The 16,453-nt window shown below is 66.0% G+C and carries 17 protein-coding genes; 11 read left to right on the forward strand and 6 right to left on the reverse strand.

What is annotated here, in order from left to right; translation table 11 throughout:
- Nucleotides 1–32 precede the first annotated feature (32 nt).
- Entirely contained in the window at nucleotides 33–272 is a 240-nt protein-coding gene (locus ACQKIE_RS10520) for a hypothetical protein (RefSeq protein ID WP_427458748.1), read from the reverse strand.
- Nucleotides 273–476: 204 nt separating this feature from the next.
- Here ACQKIE_RS10520 and ACQKIE_RS10525 point away from each other — a divergent pair, with 204 nt between their 5' ends.
- The 5 genes from ACQKIE_RS10525 to ACQKIE_RS10545 all read left to right on the forward strand — a co-directional run bounded on the left by ACQKIE_RS10525 (nucleotide 477) and on the right by ACQKIE_RS10545 (nucleotide 4,455).
- On the forward strand, nucleotides 477–752 hold the full coding sequence (locus ACQKIE_RS10525; RefSeq protein ID WP_427458750.1) for a hypothetical protein: 276 nt from the start codon (nucleotides 477–479) through the stop codon (nucleotides 750–752).
- A gap of 75 nt (nucleotides 753–827) precedes the next feature.
- Nucleotides 828–2,141 (forward strand): two-component system sensor histidine kinase NtrB, encoded by a 1,314-nt coding sequence (locus tag ACQKIE_RS10530; protein ID WP_427458752.1) that lies wholly within the window; start codon nucleotides 828–830, stop codon nucleotides 2,139–2,141.
- A 77-nt stretch (nucleotides 2,142–2,218) separates the two neighbouring features.
- A complete protein-coding gene (gene motA, locus ACQKIE_RS10535) occupies nucleotides 2,219–3,073 on the forward strand; it encodes a flagellar motor stator protein MotA (protein WP_427458754.1) in 855 nt (284 codons plus the stop codon).
- 6 nt (nucleotides 3,074–3,079) lie between these two features.
- Nucleotides 3,080–4,099, forward strand: coding sequence for a flagellar motor protein MotB (gene motB / locus ACQKIE_RS10540; protein ID WP_427458756.1), 1,020 nt, complete (start codon nucleotides 3,080–3,082; stop codon nucleotides 4,097–4,099).
- 128 nt (nucleotides 4,100–4,227) lie between these two features.
- The gene (locus ACQKIE_RS10545) at nucleotides 4,228–4,455 is read left to right on the forward strand and encodes a hypothetical protein (protein ID WP_427458758.1); all 228 of its coding nucleotides are present in this window, start codon (nucleotides 4,228–4,230) and stop codon (nucleotides 4,453–4,455) included.
- A 5-nt stretch (nucleotides 4,456–4,460) separates the two neighbouring features.
- Here ACQKIE_RS10545 and murU read toward each other — a convergent pair whose 3' ends face one another.
- Complete coding sequence (gene murU, locus ACQKIE_RS10550) at nucleotides 4,461–5,144, reverse strand: N-acetylmuramate alpha-1-phosphate uridylyltransferase MurU (RefSeq protein WP_427458760.1); 684 nt, start codon at nucleotides 5,142–5,144, stop codon at nucleotides 4,461–4,463.
- Nucleotides 5,141–6,151, reverse strand: coding sequence for an aminoglycoside phosphotransferase family protein (locus ACQKIE_RS10555; RefSeq protein ID WP_427458762.1), 1,011 nt, complete (start codon nucleotides 6,149–6,151; stop codon nucleotides 5,141–5,143). Before ACQKIE_RS10555 ends, murU begins: the two co-directional genes overlap by 4 nt.
- Nucleotides 6,152–6,294: 143 nt before the next feature.
- Between ACQKIE_RS10555 and ACQKIE_RS10560 the strand changes: the two genes are divergently transcribed.
- Genes ACQKIE_RS10560 through ACQKIE_RS10570 form a run of 3 tightly spaced genes read left to right on the forward strand, consistent with a single transcriptional unit; the run spans nucleotide 6,295 to nucleotide 8,796 of the window.
- On the forward strand, nucleotides 6,295–7,896 hold the full coding sequence (locus ACQKIE_RS10560; RefSeq protein WP_427458764.1) for a flavin monoamine oxidase family protein: 1,602 nt from the start codon (nucleotides 6,295–6,297) through the stop codon (nucleotides 7,894–7,896).
- Nucleotides 7,893–8,303 (forward strand): c-type cytochrome, encoded by a 411-nt coding sequence (locus ACQKIE_RS10565; protein ID WP_427458766.1) that lies wholly within the window; start codon nucleotides 7,893–7,895, stop codon nucleotides 8,301–8,303. Before ACQKIE_RS10560 ends, ACQKIE_RS10565 begins: the two co-directional genes overlap by 4 nt.
- Before the next feature lies 1 nt (nucleotide 8,304).
- A complete protein-coding gene (locus tag ACQKIE_RS10570; protein ID WP_427458768.1) occupies nucleotides 8,305–8,796 on the forward strand; it encodes a RidA family protein in 492 nt (163 codons plus the stop codon).
- A gap of 40 nt (nucleotides 8,797–8,836) precedes the next feature.
- On the opposite strand, the gene ACQKIE_RS10575 is transcribed toward ACQKIE_RS10570, so the two are convergent.
- The 3 genes from ACQKIE_RS10575 to ACQKIE_RS10585 all read right to left on the reverse strand — a co-directional run bounded on the left by ACQKIE_RS10575 (nucleotide 8,837) and on the right by ACQKIE_RS10585 (nucleotide 13,872).
- On the reverse strand, nucleotides 8,837–12,157 hold the full coding sequence (locus tag ACQKIE_RS10575; protein WP_427458770.1) for a dermonecrotic toxin domain-containing protein: 3,321 nt from the start codon (nucleotides 12,155–12,157) through the stop codon (nucleotides 8,837–8,839).
- Between the two features lie 130 nt (nucleotides 12,158–12,287).
- Nucleotides 12,288–13,550 (reverse strand): ammonium transporter, encoded by a 1,263-nt coding sequence (locus ACQKIE_RS10580; RefSeq protein WP_427458772.1) that lies wholly within the window; start codon nucleotides 13,548–13,550, stop codon nucleotides 12,288–12,290.
- Nucleotides 13,534–13,872: a P-II family nitrogen regulator gene (locus tag ACQKIE_RS10585; RefSeq protein ID WP_427459343.1), complete on the reverse strand. Its 339-nt coding sequence runs from the start codon at nucleotides 13,870–13,872 to the stop codon at nucleotides 13,534–13,536. Before ACQKIE_RS10585 ends, ACQKIE_RS10580 begins: the two co-directional genes overlap by 17 nt.
- A gap of 255 nt (nucleotides 13,873–14,127) precedes the next feature.
- Between ACQKIE_RS10585 and ACQKIE_RS10590 the strand changes: the two genes are divergently transcribed.
- The 3 genes from ACQKIE_RS10590 to ACQKIE_RS10600 are packed head-to-tail and all read left to right on the forward strand — an operon-like array spanning nucleotide 14,128 to nucleotide 16,435.
- Nucleotides 14,128–14,550 (forward strand): SUF system Fe-S cluster assembly regulator, encoded by a 423-nt coding sequence (locus tag ACQKIE_RS10590; protein WP_427458774.1) that lies wholly within the window; start codon nucleotides 14,128–14,130, stop codon nucleotides 14,548–14,550.
- A gap of 14 nt (nucleotides 14,551–14,564) precedes the next feature.
- Nucleotides 14,565–16,025 (forward strand): Fe-S cluster assembly protein SufB, encoded by a 1,461-nt coding sequence (gene sufB, locus ACQKIE_RS10595; protein WP_427459345.1) that lies wholly within the window; start codon nucleotides 14,565–14,567, stop codon nucleotides 16,023–16,025.
- Entirely contained in the window at nucleotides 16,025–16,435 is a 411-nt protein-coding gene (locus ACQKIE_RS10600) for an ACT domain-containing protein (RefSeq protein ID WP_427458776.1), read from the forward strand. Before sufB ends, ACQKIE_RS10600 begins: the two co-directional genes overlap by 1 nt.
- The last annotated feature ends 18 nt before the right edge of the window (nucleotides 16,436–16,453 follow it).

The raw sequence follows: 16,453 nt of genomic DNA on the forward strand, positions 1-16,453 counted from the left end.
TGCGTCGCGAGACGACCATCCCCCGGGATCGCTCAGAAGTCGTCGCCGTCCTCGGTGGCGCCTTCCGCATCGTTGGCCAGCGTCACCACCACGTAGGCGGAGCCGACCAGGGACGCGCAGAGCCACGCGTAGATCATCTGGATCGCCGTCCTCGGTATGGCGGCCGCGACGCGAGGTGCCAGCGCCAGGCCGACGATGCCGGCGACAGCCAATACGGTAGCGACGATCCACGCGAGGCGCCGTGACGGCGACGCGGCGGTGATAAGTTTCATGGTGCTATAGCCCCTGTGTTCCCCTGACTCGCGACCTTCGTAAGCTGTCGTGGGGTCGCTTGCGTGTAGGAAATACCCTACAAACCCGGGGCCAAGCAAGTGCCAGTTGGCGAGGTTTTCCCAACGATCATAAGGACTTCCCTGCAAGAGGATCGGCAAGCTCCCGGCTACGTTAGACTTTCCACCTCCTTCGAGATCGGATCCATGGCAGAACGCGAATTCCCCGGCTTCACCCTGCGCAGCGGCGCCACCCGCGAGGGCTCCCGCTACACGGCACTGCTGTCGGCCCACCCGGCCGACGGTAGCTATCCCAGTTACTTCGCGGTCTACGAAAACCGCAGTTTCCGCGACGAGGCCAGCGCCGCCGCGGCGGCCGACAAAGCCCTGGCGTTGGTTCTGGGCGTGGAAGAGGACGGGGCACCCGTGTTCGCCGAGGGCGAAACGGGCTTCGACGACGAGGAATCCGAGCCTCGACCATAGGTATGGCTTGACAGCACGCCTTGGCGCGGCGCGTCATAGCGTCCCATCAGGCGTGACAAAGGGACCGCGACGGCCATGAGCGACGGGGAGGGGCGGTACCGGCAGTTCGTCGAGGCTTCGTCGGACTGCATGAAGGAACTGGACCCCGACGGGGTCATTCGTTTCGTTTCCGGGTTGGGATGCGCGGCGCTCTCCCCTGCCGGGGTCGAGCGGCTGGTCGGCATGCGCTGGCTGGACCTGTGGCCGCTGGAAGCGCGCGACATGGTTGCGCGGGTGCTCGATCGCGCCGCCGCCGGCGAGCGCGTGGATTTCGTCGGTGCGCGCCGATCCGGCGACGGTCCGTCGCGCTGGTGGGAGGTGACGGTAGCGCCCGTGGTCGCAGACGACATCCTCGACCACTTCGTCGTCATCAGCAGGGACGTGACGGAACAGGTCGAACTGCAGGCCTCGCTCGAGGCCATCATCGAGCTGCTGCAGAACCGCCTGAACGAGACCGTGGCCAACTCGGCGACGGCGACGACCCGGTACGGCACGCTCATGGAGCGCCTGGAGTCCGAACACGGTGCCAGGCGAGATGCGGAAATGCGCCTCGCTGGTGTCCGGGAACGCCTCGACATGGCCAACCGGGCGCGTGATCTGGCCGAGGCCGGAGCACGGCAGGCCCAGAAGCAGCAGGCCATCGGCCAGCTGGTCAGCGGCATCGCCCACGACTTCAACAACATGCTGCAGACCGTGATCGTCAGCCTGTCGGGACTGCAGGACGATTCGGACGAACTCTCGCCGCGGCATCGCCGGATGATCACTTACGCGGTGGAGGGTGCCCGGCACGCCACGGCGTTGACGCGACGCCTGCTTGCCTTCGCCCGCAACCAGTACGCACAGCCGGAGGCCGTGGATCTGGGCGACCTCGTCATGGCGCTGGCGGACTTCGCCCGCCACGCGCTGGGTGCCCGGATCGTCGTGGACGTCCTGCGTCAGCCCGGCCCGTTGCCTGTCTGGCTGGACCGGCATGGTGTCGAACAGGCCCTGATGAACGTCTGCCTCAACGCGCGTGACGCGATGGACGGCTTCGGAAACATCGTGATCGAAGTCGGTGAGCGAATCGGCGACGCGTCCCTGCCGGGCCTTGCCCACGAGGCCGGTGGCCTGCGCCAGGTGTTCGTCAGCGTGACGGATAACGGTGGCGGCATGACGGAGGAAGTTCGGCAGCGACTTTTCGAGCCGTACTTCACCACGAAGGAAGGCGGGTCAGGCCTCGGCCTCGCCCAGGTGTACGGCATGGTCGCGCAAGCAGGTGGGGCGATCGAGATCGAAAGCGAAACAGCCGTCGGAACCCGCTTCAGACTGGTGTTTCCCCGCTATCCGGGACCCTGTGCGCTGGATGAATAGCGTTCAGAAAATGTGACGAAGTTCCTCAACTTGTGCTCCGTCCGGCCGATAAGCAAAAGGACTGGAGGAAGCAAGTCATGTTGGTCATCATCGGCTCGATCGTCGTCCTGGTATCCGTACTGGGCGGCTACGTACTTTCGCACGGCGAGCTCGCCGCGCTTTGGCAGCCCTACGAACTGCTCATCATCTTCGGTGCGGCGCTGGGTGCGTTCGTCAGCAGCAACTCCATGGACGTGGTGAAGGGTGCCGGCCGTGACATGGTCGCGCTGTTCAAGGGTCCGAAATACCGCAAGCAAGACTACGTCGACTTGCTTTCGCTGCTCTACGACATCTTCGTGAAGATGCGTAAGGAAGGGCAGCTCGGCATGGAGGCGCACATCGAGGACCCCGAGAACAGCACGCTGTTCTCGGCGTATCCGCGCCTGGTGGCCGAGCACCACCTGATCGATTTCACGACGGACTGCCTGCGACTCATCGTGGGCGGCAGCATGGACCCGCACGAACTGGAGCAACTACTCGACGTGGAGCTGGAAACGCACCACCACGAGGCGCTCGTCCCGGCGCAGGCGGTCCAGAAAATGGCCGACGCGCTGCCGGGTTTCGGCATCGTCGCCGCGGTGCTGGGCATCGTCATCACCATGAAGTCGATCGACGGCGACGCGGCAGTCATCGGCGAGCACATCGCCGGTGCGCTGGTCGGTACCTTCCTGGGCATCCTGCTGTCATACGGTTTCGTCGGGCCGCTCGCGGCGGCGATGGAAGCGCGCGTCGGTACCGACGGCAAGGCCTTCGAGTGCGTGAAGGTGGCCCTGCTCGCCAACCTGCGCGGCTATAACCCCATGGTGGCCGTGGAGTTCGCCCGCAAGTCGCTGCAGTCCTCGGCGCGTCCCACCTTCCAGGACCTCGAAGCGCACCTGAAGGCCGTCCGGTAAGCCGTCATGAGCGATCTGAAGCAGGTCATCATCGTCCGGAAACGACGAAAAGCCGCCCATGCCCACCATGGCGGCGTCTGGAAAGTCGCTTATGCGGACTTCGTGACGGCGATGATGGCGTTCTTCCTGGTCATGTGGCTGGTGGGCGCCGGCACCAAGCAGCAGCGTGCCGCGATCTCGGAGTACTTCAAGAACCCGAGCATGACGCCGGGACAGTCCACGATGTCGCCATCGGGCAAGATGGGCCCCGGTGGGGCGAGCACGAGCATGATCAAGCTCGGCGGCGCGCTCGACCTGCCCAAGGGGCCGGGCGACCAGCAGGCCTTCGCGAAGCCGAGCGCGGCCGAGGTGGACAAGCTCGCCCGCGAACAGGAGAAGCGGCGTCTCGAGCAGCTCATGCAGGACCTCAAGGAAGCGATCGCCCAGAGCCAGGCGATGGCCCCCTACAAGGACCAGTTGCTGCTCGACATCACGTCGGAAGGCTTGCGCATCCAGATCGTCGACAAGAAGAACCGCCCCATGTTCGACACCGGCAGTGGTGTGATGAAGCCCTACACCGTGCAGATCCTGCACGAACTGGCCGGCTTCGTGAACCAGGTGCCCAATTCGATCAGTATCTCCGGCCATACCGACAGTGCGCCATACATTCGCGCCGATAGCGCGTACGGTAACTGGGAGCTCTCGGCGGACCGGGCGAATGCCGCACGCCGCACCCTCGTCGAGGGCGGCATGCAGCCGGCTAAGGTGGCCCGGATCGTCGGGCTCGCGGCGTCGGTTCCGCTCGACAAGGCCGACCCGGCGGCGGCGATCAACCGCCGTATCAGCATCGTGGTGATGACGCGCGAGGCCGCCAGGGCCGCACTCTCGCGGGACGTCGTCACCGAGCCGGGGCAGCCGGAGGCCGCGAACCTGCATTCGGCGGAGCAGGAGCACGTCGGCGCCGGCGTGCCCGACGTGCCCGCGGCGCCGGAAACCTCCGAGGTAGGTAGCGCAGTGCAGACGCCTCGCGTGTTGAAGCGCGGCTGACGACACCAGCCCTCTTCACGCCACCAAGCCGGCGACAGGCATCCACTGGTCACGTCGCGTCACGGGAGTCACTTGCAACGGTCATCCCGCGCCGTCAGTATCCAGAGGACAGGGGAGGGAAATACGTCGTGGAAAATCACAACAAGTACAGGGTGGTCGCCAAAGCCGTGAAACATCACGGCGATGCCGGCGAACAGGTCTACCGCGCCAGCTACCGCATCCTCGACCACATCGGCGAGGAGATCGAATCAAGCACGGGCACCAACGATTACCGGGACATCACCAGCGCGTTCAACGAAGCCTTCGCGCTCGGCCATGAGCGACTGCGTGCCATGGGCGTCGACACCGTTCAGTAACCACGTCAGGATGTCCGCGCCGTCTCCGCACGTAGTGCCTCGAGTTGGGTCGGCGTGCCGACGTTGCGCCAGAAGCCGTCGAAACGTTCGCCGGTGAGGCGCCCCTCGGCGATCGCGCGCCGATACATCGGCAGGAGCTTGAAACGTCCTGGCGCCTCTTGCGCGACGATATCGCGCCGATACACGCCGACGTTGCCAAAGGTGAGCCGCTCCGCACCGGCCGGTCCCTCACCTTCGTGGAGCATCCCGTCGGCCAGCGCGAAGTCGCCCGCCGCATGGAAGTCGGGGTTGGGAACCATGACCAGATGGGCGAGCCCCGCCGGCTCCCGCGGCAGCGCCGCGTAATCGATGTCGCTCCAGACATCCGCGCTGACGACGATGAACGGCTCCGGGCCCAGCAAGGGCAACGCAGCGAGCATTCCGCCGCCCGTTTCGAGTGGCATCGGGCCTTCATAGGAATAACGCAGCCGCACACCCCATCGCGCACCGTCGCCCAGGGCCTCGGGAAACTGCTCGGCCAAGTGCGACGTGTTGATGACGATGTAGCGCACGTCCGCGGCCGCGAGTTTCTCGATGTGATGGCCGATGAGCGGCTTGCCGTTCACCTCGAGCAGCGGCTTCGGCGTGTGCGTGGTCAGCGGCCGCATGCGCTCGCCGAGACCGGCGGCGAGGATCAGGGCGTGCCTCACGAAGCATTCGCCACGCGAATGTCGCGGTCGCCGATCTTCACCTCGATGAGGTCCGCCAGCGGCGCGACGTCGGCGTGCCGGCGCGCGGTGTCGAGCACGTAGCGAAGCACGCGGGGCAGGTCGGCGAGGTAGCCCGGCTTGCCATCGCGATAACACAGACGGCAGAAGAGGCCGAGGATCTTGATGTGTCGCTGCAGACCGGTGAGGTCGAACCAGCGGCGGAAGCGGTAGGTGTCCACCGTCTCGTCGAGAAGGCGCGCATCCAGCAGACGCAGGCGATACGCCTCGACCCAGCCTTCCACGCGTTCGTTGTCCCACACGATGTACGCGTCGCGCAGCAGGGAGGCGAGGTCGTACGTGATGGGGCCTGACATCGCCCCCTGGAAATCGATGATGCCCGGCGAGCGCTCCGCGGTGACGAGCAGGTTGCGGCTGTGGAAATCGCGGTGCATGAAGGCGCGCGGCTGCTCGGCGATGACGTGCATGATCGCGGTGAACGCGATCTCCACGATGTCCCATTCCTCGCACGCGACGGTCACGCCGAGGTGCTTCTGCAGCAACCACGTCGGCATGATCTCCATCTCCATGGTCTGCCAGGCATGGTCGAAGGCAGGGAGGCCGCTCGTGTCCACGCGTGCCTGCATGCGCAGCAACGCGTCGAGCGCGTCGCCGTACAAGGCGTCTACGGTGGTGTCGTCGAGCTCGGGCAGGTAGGTGCGCGTGCCGAGGTCTTCGATCAGCAGGAAACCCTGGGTCATGTCGGCGACCATCACCGTAGGGACATGCAGCCCCGCTGCAGCGAGACGGCTGCCAATCTCCACCCACGGTGCCGGATCCTCGCGGTCGGGCGGGGAGTCCATCACGATGACCGGCTGGCCGTCGACATAGCCCCGGAAATAGCTCCGGAAGCTGGCGTCGGCGGAAGCCGGCTCGAGTGCGAGGGTGGGCTGGCCGGTGGCCTGGCGGGCCCATGCGAGGCGGGCGGAGGAGCGGTCGGTGGAAGTCATGCCGGGTCTGCGAATCGGTCTTCGGCGAGCTTAGAGCCTTTGCCCGGGCCTGTCATGGCGCGGTTGGCGCGCCGCCTGTTGTTGTGTTCCGCAACATGTGCCTATGCTCGCGACGGCAGCAGGCGTTGAACCGGGGGGACAGCATGGGCAACGGCGGAATGGCGTCGCTGACGCGTCGCGAACTGTTGCGGATGATCGGCCTCGCCGGGGGCGGGGCGCTGATGTACCAGGCGATGTCCGGCCTCGGGTTCGCCGCCGAATCGCCGTACCGGAGACCCCCGTCGCTGCAAGGCAGCGGTCGCGGCAGCGTCCTGGTGCTCGGTGCCGGCCTCGCCGGGCTGGTGGCGGCGTTCGAGCTGCGGAAGGCTGGTTACACCGTCCAGGTGCTCGAGTACAACGCACGTCCGGGCGGACGTAACTGGACCCTGCGCGGCGGCGACGAGTACACGGAACTCGGCGGCTACACGCAGCGATGCCGCTTCGACGACGGGCAGTACTTCAACCCCGGCCCGTGGCGTATTCCGTACCACCATCACGCGGTGCTCGATTACTGCCGGCAGTTTGGTGTCGCGCTGGAACCGTTCGTGCAGGTGAACCACAACGCCTACGTTCACAGCTCGGGCGCCATGGGCGGCAAGCCGCAGCGCATGCGTGAAGTGCAGGCCGATTTCCATGGTGGCGTCGCGGAACTGCTGGCGAAGGCGGCCGGGAAAGGACGCCTCGACGATCTCGTGACCACCGAGGACAAGGAAATCCTGCTCGAGGCCTTGCGAGGACTCGGTGGCCTCGACGACAACTTCCGTTACGTGGCCGGGCCGGCGAGCAGTTCGCGCCGCGGCTACGCGCGCGACGCCTCGGCGGGTCCCGACGGGGTGCCGGCGTTTTCGCAGCCCGTGGGACTGTCCGATGTTCTCGGCAGCCGTCTCTGGATGTCGCTGGGGATGAGCGGCATGTACGAGTTCCAGACGACGTTGCTGCAGCCGGTCGGAGGGATGGATGCCATCGGCAAGGCTTTCGTCCGCGAGATCGGTCCGAACGTGATCCGCTACGACGCGAAGGTCACGCGCATCGCGCAGGACGAACGCGGCGTTACCGTGGACTACGAGGATGCGCACAGGCCGGGACAGGTGCGGCAGGCGACCGCCGACTGGTGCGTGTGCACCATCCCTCTCTCGATCCTCAGCCAGATTCCCCTTCAGGTATCGGCCGCGAAAACGGCGGCCATCGCGGCCGTTCCTTATTGGGGCTCGGTCAAGGTCGGCCTGCAGTTCAAGCGGCGCTTCTGGGAAGAAGACGAAGCGATCTATGGCGGCATCACGACGACCGACCTGCCGGTGGGCATGATTTCTTACCCGAGCCACGGCTTCGGTACGAAGAAGGGCGTGCTGCTCGGTGCGTACACCTTGTTCCTCCAGGCGTACGAGTTCACCGCGATGGAACCGGCGGAGCGTGTTCGCAGGGCAGTGGAGGACGGCGCGAAGATCCACCCGCAGTACGCCGGCGAGTTCGAGAGCGGCGTGGCCGTGGCATGGCACCGCGCGCCGGGCACGCTCGGTTGTTTCGGCTGGTGGACGGACGAGGCGAGGGCGAAGCACTACCCCGACATCTGCTCGATGGACGGGCGCATCGTCCTCGCGGGAGAGCATGCCTCGTACCTTCCGGCATGGCAGGAGGGCGCCATCCTCTCGTCGCTTTCAGCGATCGATGCCTTGCATCGCCGCGCACTGGCGGAGGCAAGGACATGAATAAGATGTTTCTCATGTCGATCTGCCTGCTATGCGTCGGGACAGCCCAGGCGCAACAGCGCTTCGGCACGATCGGGCGCAAGGACCTTTCGCATCTGACCGGTGAGCAGATCTACACACACATATGCCAGGGTTGCCACATGCCCGACGCGAAGGGCGCCGTCGGCGCGGGCCATTATCCCGCGCTCGCGGCCGATGGCAAGCTCGCTTCGGCAGCGTATCCCGCCGCCATGGTGATCAACGGCCGCGGCAACATGCCCGCTTTCGGTCCGATGTTCACCGACGCGCAAGTCGCGGACGTGGTCAACTTTGTCAGGACGCATTTTGGCAATACCTATACCGATGTCCTGAAGCCGGACGACGTAAAGGCCTTCCGGCCACCTGCCAACCCACGGGAGAACCACTGACATGCCGAAGCCCACGCTCCTCGCGCTACTGCTCGCCGCCGCCGTCGCACCGGTTTTCGCCTCGGACGTCGTGCGACACAAGATTCCCGGCAGCGACTTCCCGATCTCCGCGGCGGTTGAAGTGCCGGCAGGCAAGACGCTGGTCTTCCTCAGCGGCGTCGTGCCACCGGTCGCCGATGCCAAGGCGGCGAAGGGAAGCCTCGAAGCCTATGGCGATACGAAGACGCAGACCATTGGCGTGCTCACGTCGATCGACAAGCAGCTCAAGGGCATGGGCCTCGCCATGGGCGACGTGGTGAAGATGCAGGTGTTCCTGGTCGGCGATCCCGCGAAAGGTGGGAAGATGGATTTCGCCGGGTTCATGGCGGGGTATACCCAGTTCTTCGGCACGAAGGAGCAACCGACGTTGCCCTCGCGTTCGGCGATGCAGGTCGCCGCGCTCGCGGCGCCCGGCTTCCTGGTGGAGATCGAGGTGACCGCGGTTCGTCCCTGAACCGCGGTTTCCGCTTGTCCGAAGTTAACTGTGCCGTGCCTCAGTCGCCGCGCGATGCATCGCTATCGGGCAGCGGGAAGCCGAGGATCGCAGACATCGCTGGCCTGCGCGCCATCGGCGACGTCGTCGGGTACCACCGGCCACCCGCTGCGAAGACTTCGTAGCTCGTGATGCCACTCGCGAGGTCTGTTCCCGGAATCCGGATCGCTCGACGGGAACCCACGCCCGGCAGCGTCGTTTCCACCACTTGCGTTCGGCCGTAGAGATCTCTCAAGCGCACGTACCGCCGCTGGCGGAAGATCAACGCATCGCCTTCCCACCTGTTCCGGCTGGTCAGGACCTCCGGGTCCGTCACGGCGAGATGGCTCAGCGTCTCGGGTAACAGGGCGCTCTCGAGCATGATGACGTGCGACAGCGCGGCATTGACGAAATTGGTCCTGTCATCGTCGCTGACGCTGGGCTCAAATGCGCTGGCCAGAGTGCCGCCTGTCGCGTTGTTGAATGCTTCTAGCTGTTCGGCACTGAGCCGCTGGGCCGAATCGAACAACGCATGGCGGAGCAGGGAAATCTTCCACAGGGCGGACCACGTGCGGGGACGGCCCGGAAACCAGGCGGCGTGGATCCGTTGCAACTCAGGAAGGGTCGATCTTGTGTCGAGGCTGGCCGCCATGGCATTGCGAAGGCTTCGAACCTCCTCGGGGTTGACGTCGCCTACGGCCGGTCCCTCAGTTCTGTTCCCCCACAGCGCGGCGCCGATGAGGTCGTGGCTTCGCGGGAAGCCTGTGTGGTCGAAGCTGCGATACCTGCCGTCGATCAACGACAGGTCCAGGGCCGCGTCGGGGGGCGTCCGCAGGGGGCGTGGGATGGCGGCAGGTGCCCCGGCGCTCCTGGGCGAGGCATCCTCGATGTGGCCGTCGGGGAAGGCGGTGTAGTCGAACACATCCCCACGGAAGAAGGCGATCGGCCGACGGATGTGCTCGGCCAGCAGCGGCGCGATCACGCGTACTTCCATTTCGCTCCATTCGGTGGACGTGGTGTCGCGCAACCGCTTCGGCAGGGTCTCAAGGAAGGCATGCGCGAGAGTGAGCATCGCCACCGGCGAATGCGTGATGTGATCGATTTCGCGCAGCTCGCCTTCGGTCGACCCCAGCTCCTCCAATATCCCCGCGGCGCGATGGATCGTCGGCGCATGGCGGGTGAGGCGCATGTCGTCAGCGAAGATGGGGTCACCGGGCGCTCGCGGGTTCGCACCGCGGTCGGTTTCCAATAGCCGGTCCATGACGCTTCCCTTCACGTCGTTCTGTTCGACCGTAGCGAAGTCCCAGGTGCCGTCTGCCTGCCGCGAAAGGACAGGGCCGGCAAGACGCTCGCCGCCTGCGGAGACATCGAGCCTCACGTCGTTATCGCCGACGATCACGCGGGCGCCTCGCGCGTGCGGCGCATTCAGCCAACGCACGAACGTGCCGCCACGCGCCTGGATGATGCCGCGGACGTTCGGCCATGCCCCCGAAGGAAGTTGCAGTCGTGTAAAGCGGACGACATCGGCCTCGAGGAAGCGGGCGATGGAGCCGTCGGGTCGCAGGTAAAACCGGCTGATCGGCAGTCGCGGCGGACGGGTCGGGCTCATCGGATAACCTACTTTGCCGTTCACTTCGCGCAGAGGCACGAACCCCTTTGGCTGCGATGCCGCCGTTCCTTCCGGGCCGCCTGTCGTCTCGTATTCCACGGCGTCTCCGGTACCGGTGCCGGCATTCCCAGTTTTGAAGCCCGCGAAGGCCGGAGCGGAGATGGGTGTCGTGACCGCAACCATCCCGGCTTGTTCCACGCCCTGCTTTCGTTCGTCCTCCGTCCTGCCATCCACGGCCTGCTCGATACCGGTGCCGGCCTGGACGAGCGCGGTACTGGTCTGGATTGGAATGGCGAGGGCAGGCACATAGCCCAAGGGGCCGAGCAGGGTCGCGGTGCGATTGATGGTGGCGCGCCACGCTTCCCACGCGGTGCTGGTCCGCATGCGGGCATCGTCGCGCAGGCGCGATTCCGTCTGCGCGCGCATGTCTTCGAAGACGTCACCGGCAACGATGGCGTCCTTGTAGTCGATACTGTCCGCGTCCGCCGACCACTCGCCCTTTCCAAGCTTCTCCAGACCATGCCTGACGCCGGTCCAGAGCACGCTGTCCTGCGCGTTGTAGATAGAGAAATGGGAGAGGAGGGAGTCGAGCGTCTTCGGATCCCTGGCCTGCTCGAACACCCACTCCCTGAGTTTGGCCTCGTTCTGGAACACAAGGAGGGAAGGTTGGTGTCCAGGGACGTAGAGCACCTCGCTCTTGTCGCCGAGGATGAAGCGGACGATGTCGCTGGACGGATAACCATTGATGTCGAAGCGACGAATGCTCGTGTTCCCCGGCGCGTCCTGCCGCAGTTGTGCCAGGGTCACGAGACCGTCGAGGGGCACGTTCGGCGCCGCGGCGGTCATGATCTGCCTGTACTGCGACTGGGTCAGCGCACAACTCGCACTCGAGCAATCGTCACGGGCGCGGCGCGCCTGTCGCACGAATTGCAGGCGCGCGAGCAGCGACCAATCGGAACCGCGTTCCATCCAGTACGTCTCGAGTTCCCTGTCGAGTCTTGCCACCAGTGGTAGCTCGGCGAAGGTGCCCGGCGCGCCGAATTCCCGCACGAGCGCTGACAGCGTGAAGGCACTGGCATGCGTATCGCCAAAGCCGCCTGCCCGATAGATGCCGAACGCCTCGTCCAGCGCGCGCTGGTCTTCGCCTACCGTCGCGATCACGCTGCCGTCGGCGAAGAAGGTGTTGTAGAGATAGCCGGGCCCGGTCCGGCTCCATAGGAACCTGCCCATGGTCCGGAAGAAGGCGCCCGCGTCCTTGCTCTTTGCCGCGGCTTCGGCAACTGCCGGGATGCTGGCACTTTCCGCGCCGCCGGCACTGATGCCTCCCACGCCGTCCGCCAGTTCCGCGAAAAACGTATGCCGGGCGTGGCCGGGAAAGGCCTCCAGCAAGGCGTCGGTGAGCGAGACGGTGTGGTCGGGCGCGCCGAGGGCCCGGTCCGCCGCGGTAGCGAAGTGCGCGACGACGTAGGCGTCACCGTCGACACCAAGGCGCTCGCTGATAAATGCTCGGGCCACCGCGCGTGCGTCCGGTGCGGGCAGCGCGTGTGCCGTGGCAAGCATGCCTTGCAGCGCGGTCCGATCGTCAGGCGCCGCGATGAGGGAAAGCGGGTCGTCCGACGCGGTCCTTGGCGCGGCGGTCGTGCTGGCGACCGCCTCCGCGGCGGGCCACAGCGGGGTGGTGAGAAACAGCGTGGTAGCGACCGCGAGTCGCGTCCTCAGGTTCTTCGAGTGCATCCATCGTCCTTTGATCATGCGGTGGTGGCTTGATCAGGGAACGGTAAAGACTGGACGTCCGACCGACTGTCCCGCTTCCTCCATGACTCGTGTGGGTCGCCCCCGGTACAGTCGGACGGCGGGACGCTACTCAGGACAGGTTGTAGCCGCGCTCCTCGTGCAACGCGAGGTCGAGGCCCAGTTCCTCCTGTTCCTCGTCCACGCGCAGGCCCATCGTCCGGGCGATGACCTTGAAGATGACGTAGCTCAAGGCGGCGCTGTAGACGACGGTGAACGCCACGCCTTCGAACTGGATCCACAGCTGCCCGAGGGCGCTCGTCACGGTGCCGTAGCCACCCAGGCCCGGCGACGCGAGCGGGCCCGTGAGGAGTGCGCCGAGGATGCCGGCGACGGCATGGACGCCGAAGACGTCGAGCGAATCGTCGTAGCCGAGCCGACGCTTGAGCCGTGTGGCGCAGAAGAAGCACACCACGCCGGCGGCCAGCCCGAGGACGAGAGCGCCGCCGGGGCCGCAGGTTCCGGCGGCCGGCGTGATGGCGACCAGCCCGGCCACGGCGCCGGAGGCGATGCCCAGTACGCTCGGGCGGCGGTGCACGATCCACTCGACCGCTGTCCACCCGAGCGCGGCGGCGGCGGTGGCGACCTGCGTCACGAGCATCGCCATGGCCGCGCTGCCGTTCGCCGCGACAGCCGAGCCGCCGTTGAATCCGAACCAGCCCAGCCAGAGCATGCTGGCACCGATCAGCGTATAGCCCAGGTTGTGCGGAGGCATCGGCGTGTGCGGGAAGCCGCGGCGCTTGCCGATGACGAGGCAACCGACGAGACCGGCGATGCCCGCGTTGATGTGCACGACCGTGCCGCCGGCGAAGTCGATGACGCCCAGGTCGCCGAGGAACGAACCCGGTCCGCCCCAGACCATGTGGGCCAGCGGCACGTAGACGACCGTGAACCACAGGGCCGCGAAGACCAGCAACGCGGAGAACTTCATGCGTTCGGCGGTGGCGCCGACGATGAGTGCCGGGGTGATGATCGCGAAGGTCAGCTGGTACATCACGAACAGCGCCTCCGGTATCGTGCCGTGCAGGCTGGACGGCGTGAGCCCCGCGAGCATGACGTGCGTCGAGCCGCCGATGAAGGAGCGCCACCCGGTCACGCCGGCGGTCATGCCGGTATCGTCGAACGCCAGGGAATAGCCGAAGACGATCCACAAGACCGTGATGACGGCGGTGATCGCGAAACACTGCATCAGGACCGACAGCAGGTTCTTCGCACGCACCATGCCGCCGTAGAAGAGCGCGAGCCCGGGAAGGGTCATCAACAGCACGAGCGTGGTGGCGGTGAGCATCCAGGCGGTGTCGCCCGAGTTGAGGAGCACGTCAGAGCGCATCGGCATCGATCTCCTGTGTACGAATGCGGATGGCCTGCTCGAGTTCGCAGACGAAGATCTTGCCGTCGCCGATCTTGCCGGTACGCGCGGCCTGGCCGATGGCCTCCACGGCGCGCTCGAGCTGCTCGTCGGTGACCGCGACCTCCACCTTCAGCTTCGGAAGGAAGTCGACGACATACTCGGCGCCGCGGTAAAGCTCGGTGTGCCCGTGTTGGCGCCCGAAGCCCTTCACCTCGGTCACCGTCATCCCCTGGACACCCGCCTCGGCAAGCGCTTCGCGGACGTCGTCGAGCGTGAACGGCTTGATGATCGCCTGGATCCACTTCATGGAGCGCTCCCGTCGCATGGCCTGTGAGCCAGTGAGCAGGATGCGTGCCATGCCCCCGGTCCGTAGCCCGAACCGTTGTAGGAGCCGCTATAGCGGCGAGACGCGGCCCCCGCGTCGTCACCCCACAATCCCCTCACCGCTGTAGCGGCTCCTACATGGGGCATCGAATGCACCATGATGGTGCTTTTGCTGCGTTGCACGCAGGCCAGGAAAACAGTACCATTTCGGTCCTATATCGAGGTTTCCCCTTTCCCCATGCTCCGTGTCAGCCGACTGACCGATTACGCGACGGTGGTGATGACCTGCATCGCCGCCCATCCTGCCGACGTTCTGAGCACCGCCCAGATCGCGGAGGAGGCGCGCCTGGAGTTGCCCACCGTGTCCAAGCTGCTCAAGCTGCTGGGCCATGCGGGACTGGTGGAATCCTTCCGCGGGGTCAATGGCGGTTATCGGCTGGCGCGGCCGGCAGAGGCGATCAGCCTTGCCGAGATCGTCGAAGCGATGGAAGGCCCCATCGGCCTGACCGAATGCAGCATGGCCCAGGGCCAGTGCGACCGGCAGTCCACGTGCGGGGTCAGCGGCAGCTGGCAGTCCGTCTCCGGAACCATCGATGGCGTGCTGCGCGCCATGACCCTGGCCCAGATGCTGGCTGCGCGCCCCCTACAGGCAAACGCATGAACGAGAGCGAGAACATGACACGCGAAGTGGCCGCGCCGGTGCGCGACAACGCCGAAGTCGAAGCGGCCCTCAACCGCCGTTACGAGGCCGGCTTCGTCACCGACATCGAATCCACCACCCTTCCGCCGGGCCTGGACGAGAACACCGTCCGCCAGTTGTCGGCGATCAAGGGCGAGCCGGAGTGGATGACCGAGTGGCGCCTCGCCGCCTATCGGCATTGGCTCACCATGCCCGAGCCGGACTGGGCGAAGCTGGACATCGCGCCGATCGACTACCAGGCGGTCAGCTACTACTCGGCACCGAAGGCCGGACCGAAGTCGCTCGACGAGGTCGATCCGAAGCTGCTGGAGACCTACGAGAAGCTGGGCGTGCCGCTGCATGAGCGCGCGCGCCTTGCCGGCGTGGCCGTGGACGCGGTCTTCGATTCGGTGTCCGTGGGCACCACGTTCCGCAAGGAACTGGCCGAGGCCGGTGTGATCTTCTGCTCCATGTCGGAAGCCATCCGCGACCATGGCGACCTCGTTCGCCAATACCTCGGCAGCGTGGTCCCGGCAGGCGACAACTATTTCGCGGCGCTGAACTCGGCCGTCTTCTCCGACGGCAGCTTCGTGTTCATCCCCAAGGGCGTGCGTTGCCCCATGGAGTTGTCCACCTATTTCCGCATCAATGCGATGAACACGGGCCAGTTCGAGCGCACCCTGATCGTTGCCGAGGACGACGCCTATGTCTCGTACCTCGAGGGTTGCACGGCGCCGATGCGCGACGAGAACCAGTTGCACGCGGCCGTCGTGGAACTGGTTACGCTGGAGCGCGCGCAGATCAAGTATTCCACGGTGCAGAACTGGTACCCGGGCGACGAGAACGGTGTCGGCGGCATCTACAACTTCGTGACCAAGCGCGGCGACTGCCGCGGCGCGGATTCGAAGATTTCCTGGACGCAGGTGGAAACCGGCTCGGCCATCACCTGGAAATACCCCAGCTGCGTCCTGCGCGGCGACCGCTCGGTCGGTGAATTCTATTCGGTGGCGCTGACCCACCATCGCCAGCAGGCGGACACCGGCACCAAGATGATCCACATCGGCAAAGGCACGAAGTCGAAGATCGTGTCCAAGGGCATCAGTGCGGGCCGCAGCTCGAACAGCTACCGCGGCCTCGTGAAGATCGAAAAGGGCGCCGACGGCGCGCGCAACTACACGCAGTGCGACTCGCTGCTCATCGGCAAGAAGTGCGGCGCGCACACCTTCCCGTACATGGAAGTGAAGAACCCGAGCGCCATCGTCGAGCACGAGGCCACCACCTCGAAGATCTCCGATGACCAGCTGTTCTACTGCCTCTCGCGCGGCATCGGCGAGGAAGACGCCGTGTCGATGATCGTCGACGGTTTTTGCAAGCAGGTGTTCCGCGAGCTGCCGATGGAGTTCGCCGTCGAGGCGAAGAAGCTGCTCGAGGTCTCGCTCGAAGGCGCGGTCGGCTGATGGGAATCATCGGTTCCGCCCCTGGGTTGACCGACCTGCGCGTGCTGCTTGCCGCGCTGGATCCGGACATCGACCCGATCCCCAAACGCTTCCTGCACGTGTCGCACGAGAAGGCGCGCGAGCGCATGGGCGACGCGTTGATGATGTTTCGCGAAGCCGAGGGCACCACGCTCATCGTCGACGTGGAAGACGCCGACGCCGCCGGCAGCGAGCGCCTGCTCTGGGCCCGCATCACACTGCGCGTCCAGTCCAGCCTGACCGCCGTCGGCATGATGGCCGCCGTGTCCGCCGCCCTCGCCAAGCGCGACATTCCCTGCAATCCCGTATCCGCGTTCCTGCACGACCACATCTTCGTGCCCTGGGAACGCCGCGACGACGCGCTCGATGCGCTCTCGCACCTCACGCCCTGATTGGACCGTCCCATGCAC

Origin of the sequence: Luteibacter sp. NPDC031894 (assembly GCF_050273135.1) — a bacterium.
In the GTDB taxonomy this organism is placed as follows: domain Bacteria; phylum Pseudomonadota; class Gammaproteobacteria; order Xanthomonadales; family Rhodanobacteraceae; genus Luteibacter.